The organism is Streptomyces sp. NPDC030995 (genome assembly GCF_055571215.1).
Genome location: NZ_JBVIFS010000049.1, coordinates 1 through 10,559, shown reverse-complemented (window position 1 = coordinate 10,559; position 10,559 = coordinate 1). Strand labels below are relative to the sequence as shown.

Below are 10,559 nucleotides of genomic sequence, written 5' to 3'. Positions count from 1 at the left end.
GCCCCATTTGGCCGCTGTGTCATGCGGCGATCCCCTGCTCACACCTTGCGCGCCGCACTGCGGATGGCCTCACGGATACGGAAGTACGTTCCGCAGCGGCAGATGTTGGCGATGGCGTCGATGTCCTCTTCCGTGGGCTCGCTGGTGCGCTTCAGGAGGGCGACGGCGGCCATGATCTGGCCGGGCTGGCAGAAGCCGCACTGGGCGACGTCCTGTTCGAGCCAGGCCTCCTGCACCGGGTGCAGGTCGTCCCCGTCGGCCAGCCCCTCGATGGTGGTCACCGCCTTGCCCGCGCACGCGGAGACGGGCACCACGCACGGGCGGATGTCGGCTCCGTCGAGATGGCTGGTGCAGGCCTTGCAGACGTCCACCCCGCAGCCGTACTTGGGGCCGCGGACGCCCAGCATGTCGCGGAGCACCCACAGCAGGGGCAGGTCGTCGGGGGCGTCCACGGTGACGCTCTGCCCGTTGACGGTGAAGGTGTGCGAGGGCACGGCGTACTCCTGGCTCCGGCGAACTATCGCGGGTAGGGGGTGAAGTCGACGTCGAAGTCGAGGGGGAAGCTGCGCGGCTTGGAACCGGTGGCCCGGGCCCAGGCGTTGGCGATCGCGCCGACCGCGGCGGGGACGCCGAGTTCGCCCGCGCCGCCCGGGTCCTCGCCGGTGGCCGGCAGCACGAAGACCCGTACGTCACGCGGGGTGTCGCGCTGCTTCGCCCAGTGGAACTGGCTGTAACTACCCTCCAGGGGCAGCCCCTTGTCCAGGTGCAGCCCGGCGCGCAGGGTGGTGGAGATGGCATCGGTGAGGCCGCCGATCATCTGGGCCTCCAGTCCGCGCGGGTTGACGGGCAGGCCCACGTCCACGGCGATGACCGCCTTGGTGACGCGGACGCGCTCCGGGTCCCGGGTGTCGATCTCGACGAGACACGCGGTGCGGGACTTGTACTCCTCGTGGAAGGCGATGCCCTGCGCGCAGCCCGCCTCCATCGGCCGCCCCCACTGCCCCTCCGCCGCCACCTTGTCGAGCACGGCGCGCTGGGCGGCGGTCTTGAGGAAGGTACGCCGGAAGGCGTACGGGTCCCGGCCGGTGCGCGCGGCCAGTTCGTCGACGACGATCTCCTCGGCTCCGCGCGTGTTGGCGGAGTACACCGAGCGCCAGGAGCCGGTGGGGATGCCGGTCGGCACCTCGGTGAGCGCCTGGGTGGTGAGCCCGAAGTGGTACGGGGACTTCACCGTGGTCAGGAACAGGGTCTGCGCGAGGGTGGCGTTGCCGATGCCGAGCGGCAGACTCGCGGCGGTGGCGGAGATGATCTCGCCGAGCCCGTGCCGGAAGTCGGTCTCGGCGGCGGCGACGCGGTGCTCGAAGCTGAGCACCTCGCCCAGCAGGTGGGTGGCCCGGATCTTGTGGTGGGTGGCGGGGCGCATCCGGCCGTGCCGGGTGTCGTCCACGCGGGTCCACATCAGCTTGACCGGGCGGCGGCAGGCCTTGGAGATGCGGGCGGCCTCCAGGGCCGCGTCGAAGAAGAGCCGCCGGCCGAAGGAGCCGCCGGCCTGGACCACGTGCACCTTCACTTTGTCCAGCGGCAGGCCGAGGTCGGCGGCGATGGTCTCGCGGGCCACGATCGGGGACTTGAGCCCGGACCAGATCTCGGCCCGGTCGTCCCGTACGTCGGCGATGGCGGAGTTGGTCTCCATCGGGGCGTGGCTGACGAAGGCGAAGTCGAACTCGGCGTCCACGTACGGGGTCAGCAGCGGCGGCACCAGCAGCGGGGTGGCGGCGCGCAGCTTGGTGCGTATCTGGGCGTCGGACAGCTGGTCGGCGGGGCCGGGCCCCCAGGTGACCTGGAGGGCGGACTTGGCGGTGATGGCCTGCCCGAAGGTCTCGGCGACGACGGCGACCCCGGTGGGGACGGTCACCACGTGCAGCACGCCGGGCATGGCCCGGACCGCGGCGAGGTTTCCGACGCCGCGGACGGTGCCGCCGAGGGTGGGCGGGCGGCGCACCACACAGGGCTTGGCGCCGGGCACGTCGAGGTCGAGGGTGTACTGCTGGGCGCCCGTGACCATGGCGCGGGCGTCGACGCGGCTGGTGGGCTTGCCCACGAGGGTGTGCTTCGCCGTCTTCTTGGGGGTGGCGCCGAGGACGATCAGGCCGGGGTCGGCGGCCGCCGTGGCGAGGGAGCCGTAGTCGGCGGTGCGGCCGTCGGGGGCGCGGACGGCGCCGTTCGCGGTGGTCAGGGTGGCCGCGGAGAGGCCCCAGCGGTGGGCGGCGGCCGCGACGAGGCGGGCCCGGGCGGTGGCGGCGCACTGGCGGACCGGCCCGTAGAGGGAGCGGATGGAGTTGGAGGAGCCGGTGAGCTGGTTGAAGAGCAGCTCGGGCCGCGCGTCGTCCAACTCCACGCGTACGTCGGCCAGCGGCGCGTCGAGTTCCTCCGCGACGAGCATGGCCACCGCGGTGGTGAGGCCCTGGCCGACCTCCTCGCGCGGCAGCCGGAAGCGAATCGTTCCGTCGGCTTCCACGGCGAGCGCCAGCAGGGCGGAGGTGGGGGCGCCGGCCAGGATGAACAGGTCGCCGAGGTCGATCACGTCGGCGATGGCGGGCAGGGAGGGAATCACGGCGTGGGCGGGCTGCGGTGCCAGCGCGTCGACGCCGGCGCGGGTGACGAGGGCGAGCGTCGGCGCCGCCACGAGGTAGGTGAGGAAGGAACGGCGGCTCTGCCCGGCGGCGCGGTTCTGCCCGGTCATGTCGTTGTGTCCCCACGCTGCGCGGGTCCGCCCGCGCGGACCTCCCCCGGCTCATTACCGACACGTAGAGTAGCGATTGGGCCGTACGGTGGGAAGCCTCGGACCACCGGAACCGGGCTCACCCTTTCGGGGGTATCGCGGTGGACGCCTTGATCCGCACCCCACGCGATTACAACCGCGCGAGGGCCTCGTACACTTCGGCCGTACGATCGAGCCGCGCGGGCCGGATGGCCGGTTTCCAGCCGCCCGTACCACGGCGATTCGGCCCGGACCGGCTGGTGTCGGACCCCGGTCGGTCCCCCCTCGCGGAGCACGTCTGACCGGATTCGTTCGCACAGGGAACACGACCCGTAAGGCCTACGGCATATGCCGGAAGCAAGAACGTTGCGGATGTTGCCAAACGCCTTACACGCCGTCGCTGCCTGTGCAACAGTCGTTACCGGTCCTTCCTTCAGACTTGGCCGTGCCGCGCCTGTATCGGAGTTCTCATGCCGTCCCACCTGTTCGCGGACCGTCCCGCGCAGCCGCCCGAGCCGGGGTCGGTGGACGCGCTGATCTCTCAGACCCGGCGGCTGCGGGGAGAAGTGGACGCGGTCCGCCGCGACACCGTCGTGGACGACGACGACGCCCAGGGCCGCTGGCAGCGCGCGCTGTGCGATCTCGCGGTCCACCACCTCGACGACCTCCGCGAGCACCTCGGTCAGCTCAAGGAGGGCCTGCCGCCGGTCCCCGAGGCCATCGAGTTCCCGCAGGCGGCCCCGGAAGCCGGGCCCGAGGCCCAGACCCGCGTCGGCAGCGCCGAGTGGAACCTGCTGACCGACGAGGTCAGTTGGTCCGACGAACTGTTCCAGATCTTCGGCCGCTCCCCCGAGGCGGGCGCACTCCCCCTCGACGAACTGGGCTCCACCCTCTTCTCCGAGGACCAGCCGCTGCTCACCGCGTGGGTCACCGCCTGCCTGGTCGACGGCAAGCCGATCGACGGCGAGTTCCGCATCGTCCGGGCCGACGGCCGGGTCCGTACCTTGCACATGAGGGCCGAGCCGGTACTCGACTCCGACGGTTGCACGGCCTCGATGTGGGCCGTCCTGCGTGACGTGAGTGAACTGCGCCGCAGCCAGCGGGCGGTGCGCGAGTCCCGGGACTCGCTCCAGCGCCAGCGGGAGATCGCGCAGACCGAGCACCGGCTGGCGGTCGAGCTGCAGGAAGCCGTGCTTCCCCCGTGGCGCGGCTCCCTGCGCTTCCCGCACAGCAGCGCGGGAACGCTGGACGTGGCCGCGCACTACCTGCCGTCCGCGACCAGCGCGCTCATCGGCGGAGACTGGTACGACGCCCTCGAACTCCCCGACGGACGCTCGATGCTGACGGTCGGCGACCTGACCGGGCACGGGGTGACCGCCACGTCCGGGATGGCGATGATGCTGGGCGCCCTGCGCGGGATGGCCATGGCGGGCATCGAGCCGGGTCCGCTGATGGGCTGGCTCAACCAGCTGCTGGAGACCTCCGTACAGCCCGCGCTCGGCTCCGCCGTGTGCTGCCGCTACGATCCCGCGCGCCGGGTGCTGTCCTGGGCGCAGGCCGGCCATCCGGCCCCCCTGCTGTTCCGCCGCGGGTCGGGCCGCTCCCTGCTGCCGCCGGAGGGCGTGCTCCTGGGCGCCACCTCCGGAGCCTCGTACGGACAGGCCGAGGAACGGCTCGAGGTGGGCGACCTGCTCGTCCTGCACACGGACGGACTGACGCCGCGCAGCATCGAGTTCAGCCGGGCGGACGGGACGGAGCGGCTGCTCGCGCTCGCGCCGCGGTTCTCGGCGGCGCGGTCGGCGCAGGACTGCGTGCGGATCGTGATCGAGGAGTTCGGCGAGAGCGAGCGGGAGGACGACGCCTGCGTGCTCGTGGCCCGGGTCGGCGGGTAACGGACCCCGGATGTACGGGCTTCGGGGCCGCGCCGGAAGGCGCGGCCTTTCTCGTCTCCGTACAGGTACAGGGCGTACGAGGTGTACAAGACGTACGGGCGCCGCCGGCCGGGGACTACGCCCCTTTACTCCGCGGGCTCGGCGGCGCCGGGGTGTCGGGGAGTGCCAGCTTGATCTCCTGGCGCAGCTCCTCGACGCGCGCGTACCCGGAGTACTGGGCGGTGAGCCGGTACATCTCGCGCAGCCGGTCCCAGGTCCGGTGCGAGGAGGTCTCGTTCATCGAGACCAGCGCGAGGCGGGCGTAGCGGTCGGCCTGTTCCGGTTCGTCGGCGATGAAGCAGGCCGAGGCCATCGAGATGTAGTCGAAGATCTGCGAGCGCTGGTAGCCCTCGCCGCGCAGCCGCAGGGCTTCCTTGGCGTGGCGGGCGGCGATCGGGGCCGCCGCGGCGTCGTGGTCGGCGAGGGTCCGGTACGCCAGGGCCTGCATCCCGTGCAGGTCCGCCTCGTCGAAGTGCTGCATCCAGCTCGGCGGCGGCACGTCGCCCTTGTCGGAGACGAACAGCTCCTCCGCCTCGCCCAGGGTGCGGCGCATGGCCTGGCCCTTGCCCATGGCGGCCTGCGCCCAGGCCTCGATGGTGTGCAGCATGGCGCGGGTGCGCGGCAGGGTCTGCTCGCCGGAGCCGGACTGGGCCAGCTTCATCAGGTCCAGGGCCTCGTTCGGCTTGCCGAGGTGGACCATCTGACGGGCGGCCCGGGACAGCGCCTCGCCGGCGCGCGGGCGGTCGCCGCCCTCGCGGGCCGCGTGCGCGGCGATGACGAAGTACTTCTGCGCCGTGGGTTCGAGGCCCACGTCGTGGGACATCCAGCCCGCGAGCACCGCCAGGTTGGCCGCCACCCCCCAGAGCCTGCGCTGGAGGTGGTCGGGGTGGTGGTAGGCCAGCATTCCGCCGACCTCGTTCAACTGGCCGACGACGGCTTTCCGCTGGAGTCCGCCCCCTCTGGAGGCGTCCCAGGCGCGGAACACCTCGACGGAGCGCTCCAGTGCCTCGATCTCCTGGGAGCCGATCGGGGCGGCCTCGTAGCGGTCGTAGCCCGCCGGGTCGGCCTGGAAGGCGTCCCCGAAGTGCCGGGCCTCCTTCGCGAGGGCGGGGTCGGTGTGGAGCCAGTCGTACATGGCATTGCTGAGGGCGGAGCCGGCGGTGAGCACGGCGCCCGCGCCCATCAGACCGCGACGGTTGAGCATGAGGTCCATTCCCGTGAATTCGGTGAGGACCGCGGCTGTGCGTTCGGGCGCCCATGGCATTCCGTCGGGGTTCTCGCGAGCCCCGTCCGGCTGCCGTCTGGTGGTGCGCCGCTGCCGTACGAACCCGAGGTCCTCGATGGTCACGACACGACCGAGCCGCTCGGTGAACAGTGCTGCCAGTACCGTGGGCACCGGCTCGCGGGGGCTCTCCCCCATGTCGATCCAGCGCCGCACCCGCGAGGTGTCGGTGGCCAGCTGGGGGTGGCCCATGGCCGCCGCCTGTCTGTTGACCATCCTCGCCAGTTCGCCCTTCGACCAGCCGGCCAGGCCGAACAGGTCGTTCAAGCGGGTGTTTGGACCTTTGCTCACGTCAAGCCCCCAGGTTCTCGGCTGAGTTGACAGTAGCCCCCCGTCAGATGCCCAGCGACTATTCGCCAGGCTTCGCCAGGGCACGCCCGATGGTTCGCCACCTTGCGTCGGGTGTCAGGTAGGAATGCGCCTCCCCGACCCGGTTCACCGGCGGAACTCCCCAGGGTGAAGCACGGGATCCGGCGGGGTGGCGTACGCAACTCGTCGGCGCACGAAGGGATCCGTATCACCATGTACGCAGCAACCTCCTCCGTGTCCGCACCGGTCCGGTCGCACCGCACGCTCCCGGCGGGCGGCGGTCCCTACCTCGAACCCGGCCGGCAGCCCGCCGCGGCGCAGGGCGCCGTCCGGGCGCGGCGGATGCCCAGTACCGGATCACAGCCCGTCAGCGGAAGAATCGACCTCTCGGGGCCGCAGGGGGCGCAACTGCGCACCGCGCTCGCCTCGGTGCAGCGGATCTGTCCCGAGTTCACGCCCGTGCAGGTGCTGCGGCGCAGCGGCCGCTCGGTCCTCCTGGTGGGCACCACCGGACGGATGACCGCCGTCGCCAAGGTTTTACTGGATCATTCGCCGGAATGGCGCGAGCGCTACCGGCACGAAATAGCTGCGTACCGGGCCTTCGTCCGGCACCGCCCGCCGGTCCGGGTACCCCGGCTGATCGCCGCCGACCCGGAGAACTGCACCCTGGTGGTCGAGCGGATGGCGGGCCGGGTGGCAGCGCTCCAGCGTCACCCGGTGGAGCCGCCGCCGCGGGTGGACCTGCGGGCGGCCCTGGGCGCGGTGTGCCGGGTCAACCAGTGGCAGCCGCCGGCCGAGCTGTTCGGGACTCCGATGAACTACGCGCGGCGGATCGCGCGTGACTACGAGCTCGGGCTGCTGACCGACCGGGACCTCGGCGACCTGCAGAAGCTGCTGCACGGTGTGAAACTGTCGGGAACGGCCCTGCAGTTCAACCACGGAGACGCGCTGCTGTCCAACCTGCTGCTGTCCCCGGCCGGTCCGGTGCTGCTCGACTGGGAGCACGCGGGCTGGTACCTGCCCGGCTACGACCTGGCCACCCTGTGGACGGTGCTGGGCGACGCCCCGGCCGCCCGCGCCCAGATCAGCAAGCTCGCCCAGTCGGCCGGTCCGGCCGCACGGGACGCGTTCCTGATCAATCTGATGCTGGTGCTGACCCGGGAGATCCGGATGTCCGAAACGGCGGTGCAGCGCTCGATGCTGGCCACCGCCCCGACCCAGCCGCTGCCGACGGGCGCCCTGTCCTCCGGGGAGGAGCAGCGGCTGCTGCTCCGCCGTCTGCACGACGATGCGGGGATGGCGCGCAGAGCGGTCCGCGCGGCGGTCGGCACCCGCTGACCCGTCCCCCCTCCTACGCGAAGTCCCGTGGCCCCCACCGCCACGGGACTTCGCTCGTGTGCGTCCACGCGTGAGGCGGCGGCGCCGGATGCCTTGACATCACATGATCCCCCGAAGACCTTTTCTGACTCAGCATCAGACATGCTGGAGTCACTTTCCTCCTCCCCACCCCGCTGGAGCCTGCCCATGTCCGCAAGCGCTTCACGCACGTCGCCCCATGCCCTCCCGACCAGACGTACGGTCCTCGCCGGGACGGGGGCCGGGGTGCTCGCCGCCACCGTGCTGCCGTCCGCCGCCGCCCGGGCCGATGGCGCCTCCGACGGCCCGCCGCTCGGCGAGTACGACGTCGTCGTGGTCGGTTCCGGAGCCGCCGGGATGACCGCCGCGCTCACCGCCGCCCAGCGGGGGCTGAGCGTGCTGGTGGTCGAGAAGGCCCCCACCTTCGGCGGATCGGCGGCCCGTTCCGGGGCCGGTATCTGGCTCCCCAACAACTCGGTGATCCTGGGCGCAGGTGTGCCGGACACCCCGCAGAAGGCGGCGACGTACCTCGCGGCGATCGTCGGGAGCGAGGTGCCGGCCGACCGCCAGGCGGCCTTCCTCGCCAACGGGCCCCGGATGCTGGACTTCGTGATGGCCAACAGCCCGCTCAGGTTCCGCTTCATGGAGGGGTACAGCGACTACTACCCCAACCTGCCGGGCGGGCTGCCGAACGGCCGCTCCATCGAGCCCGACCAGCTCGACGGCCGTCTCCTGGGCGCCGAACTGGCCCGCCTCAACCCCGCGTACATGCCGGTCCCGGCCGGGATGGTGGTCTTCAGCCAGGACTACAAGTGGCTGAACCTCACGGCGGTGAGCGCGAAGGGGCTCGCCGTCTCCACCGAGTGCCTGGCGCGCGGCACGAAGGCGGCGCTGCGCGGGGAGAAGCCGCTGACCATGGGCCAGGCCCTGGCGGCCGGGCTGCGGGCCGGGCTGCTGCGGGCCGGGGTGCCGGTGTGGCTGAACAGCCCCCTGGTGGACCTGGTCCAGGAGGGCGGTGCGGTCACCGGTGTGGTGGTCGACAAGGAGGGCGTACGGGGGACCGTACGGGCCCGGCGCGGGGTGATCATCGGCTCGGGCGGCTTCGAGCACAACGCGGAGATGCGGGCGCAGTACCAGCAGCAGCCGATCGGCACCCAGTGGTCGGTGGGCGCGAAGGAGAACACCGGCGACGGTATCCGGGCGGGGCAGCGGGCCGGGGCGAAGCTGGCCCTGATGGAGGACGCGTGGTGGGGCCCGTCGATCCCGCTGCCCGGGGAGCCGTACTTCTGCCTGGCCGAACGGACCCTGCCGGGCGGGCTGATCGTCAACGCCAACGGCGCGCGGTTCGTCAACGAGGCGGCCCCGTACAGCGACGTGGTGCACGTGATGTACGAGAAGGACCGGGGCGCGGTCGGCTCGCACATCCCGGCCTGGCTGATCGTGGATCAGAACTACCGCAACAAGTACCTGTTCAAGGACATCCTGCCGACGCTCGTCTTCCCCGACGCGTGGTACGAGGCGGGCGCCGCGAAGAAGGCGTGGACGTGGGACGCGCTGGCCGGCCAGATCGGGGTCCCGGCGGCGGCACTGCGGGCGACGCTGGGCCGGTTCAACGCGCAGGCGTGGAACGGGACCGACCCCGACTTCCACCGGGGCGACACGGCGTACGACCACTACTACACGGACCCGAACGTGCAGCCGAACTCGTGCCTGGCGCCGATCTGGGCCCCGCCGTTCTACGCCTTCAAGATCGTGCCGGGGGACCTCGGCACGAAGGGCGGCATCGTGACGGACGCGCGGGCCCGGGCGCTGCGGGCGGACGGCTCGGTGATCCGGGGCCTGTACGCGGCGGGCAACGCCAGCGCGGCGGTGATGGGCCACAGCTACGCGGGGGCCGGATCGACGATCGGCCCCGCGATGACGTTCGGCTACGTGGCGGCGAACGACATCGCGGACGCGTGAGCGGGGGGTGCCAGGCCCTGAGCCGAAAGACGGACCCCAGCCCTGCTGACGGGCCCCAGCCCTGCTGACAGACCCTAGCCCTGCTGGAAGAGCTCGGCGGGGAGCGGCTTCAGGAGCGCGTAGAGGTCATCGGTGATCGGGCGGTCCCAGCTGGCGATGGTGACCAGCACGTTGTCACTGCGGTCGAACTGGACGCAGGAGATGCGGGACTCCGACAGCTTGACCTTCCGGACGATGAGGAGGTTGTCGCCCTGCATGACGGGGCAGTCCTCGACACCGGTGACCTCGACGTCCTCGTCGTTCTCCAGCGCGTCGAGGAGCTGGGCCACCTCGAAGGGCACCTCCCCGTCGGAGAGGTCCCGGGCGGGTGAGCCCTCGGGGAGGTTTCCGATGATCATCGCGGGGCCGCGTCCGCCGAAAAGGTCGTAGCGGAGGAAGACACCCTGGCAGCTGCCGTCGGGCGCGGGCAGCAGCCCGGCCCCGAGATTGCCAGGCCAGTCCCCCGGGTCCATGGCCAGGACGTCGAAGTCCGGGCCGGCGGGTGTGGCGGCGCGGTGGCGGCGGAGGAAGGACATGCCGCCATGGTACGTGGCCGCAGGAGATTTCCGGCCCCGGGGCCCCATCCGGCCCGCCCCGTACCCGTACCCCGCCCGGCCGGCCGCCCCGCCCGCCGATTGCCTACGCACACGCGTTCGGGCGGCGGGGTGGCCTGATCATGGCCGTTGTGAACAAGTTCAACAACACGGGGGCCGGTGTACCGTCACCGTTTCAGGATCTCCCCCGCCGTCGTCGCGGCAGCCGTCGGACTCGCCGTACCGAGCGCGGCCCATACGGCCGATCCGGCCGCGGACCCCCCGGGGCACGGGCCTAGGCCGTCTCTTTCGGATCTTGCCGGTTAAGCCCGCGTTGTCTGGTGCCGTGCATCGCAAGGCGGAGGGGCGCCCGAGTACTGGACGTA

At 72.0% G+C, this 10,559-nt stretch carries 7 protein-coding genes; 3 read left to right on the top strand and 4 right to left on the bottom strand.

Annotated features, from left to right (window positions below):
- Positions 1-38: 38 nt before the first annotated feature.
- Entirely contained in the window at positions 39-494 is a 456-nt protein-coding gene (locus ACZ45T_RS36690; RefSeq protein ID WP_468448486.1) for a (2Fe-2S)-binding protein, read from the bottom strand.
- 23 nt (positions 495-517) lie between these two features.
- Entirely contained in the window at positions 518-2,743 is a 2,226-nt protein-coding gene (locus tag ACZ45T_RS36685; RefSeq protein ID WP_468448485.1) for a xanthine dehydrogenase family protein molybdopterin-binding subunit, read from the bottom strand.
- A gap of 488 nt (positions 2,744-3,231) precedes the next feature.
- On the opposite strand from ACZ45T_RS36685, the gene ACZ45T_RS36680 reads away from it, so the two are divergent.
- The gene (locus ACZ45T_RS36680) at positions 3,232-4,653 is read left to right on the top strand and encodes a PP2C family protein-serine/threonine phosphatase (protein WP_468448484.1); all 1,422 of its coding nucleotides are present in this window, start codon (positions 3,232-3,234) and stop codon (positions 4,651-4,653) included.
- 115 nt (positions 4,654-4,768) lie between these two features.
- Here the strand turns inward: ACZ45T_RS36680 and ACZ45T_RS36675 are convergent, their stop codons facing one another.
- A complete protein-coding gene (locus ACZ45T_RS36675; RefSeq protein WP_468448483.1) occupies positions 4,769-6,265 on the bottom strand; it encodes a DNA-binding protein NsdB in 1,497 nt (498 codons plus the stop codon).
- Positions 6,266-6,496: 231 nt separating this feature from the next.
- On the opposite strand from ACZ45T_RS36675, the gene ACZ45T_RS36670 reads away from it, so the two are divergent.
- Together ACZ45T_RS36670 and kstD are read left to right on the top strand one after the other, a co-directional pair.
- Complete coding sequence (locus ACZ45T_RS36670; RefSeq protein ID WP_468448482.1) at positions 6,497-7,621, top strand: aminoglycoside phosphotransferase family protein; 1,125 nt, start codon at positions 6,497-6,499, stop codon at positions 7,619-7,621.
- A 186-nt stretch (positions 7,622-7,807) separates the two neighbouring features.
- Positions 7,808-9,601 carry a 3-oxosteroid 1-dehydrogenase gene (gene kstD / locus ACZ45T_RS36665; RefSeq protein WP_468448481.1) on the top strand — a complete coding sequence of 598 codons (1,794 nt, stop codon included), beginning with the start codon at positions 7,808-7,810 and terminating at the stop codon, positions 9,599-9,601.
- Positions 9,602-9,675: 74 nt separating this feature from the next.
- Here kstD and ACZ45T_RS36660 read toward each other — a convergent pair whose 3' ends face one another.
- Positions 9,676-10,176 (bottom strand): hypothetical protein, encoded by a 501-nt coding sequence (locus ACZ45T_RS36660; RefSeq protein ID WP_319723853.1) that lies wholly within the window; start codon positions 10,174-10,176, stop codon positions 9,676-9,678.
- Positions 10,177-10,559 lie beyond the last annotated feature (383 nt).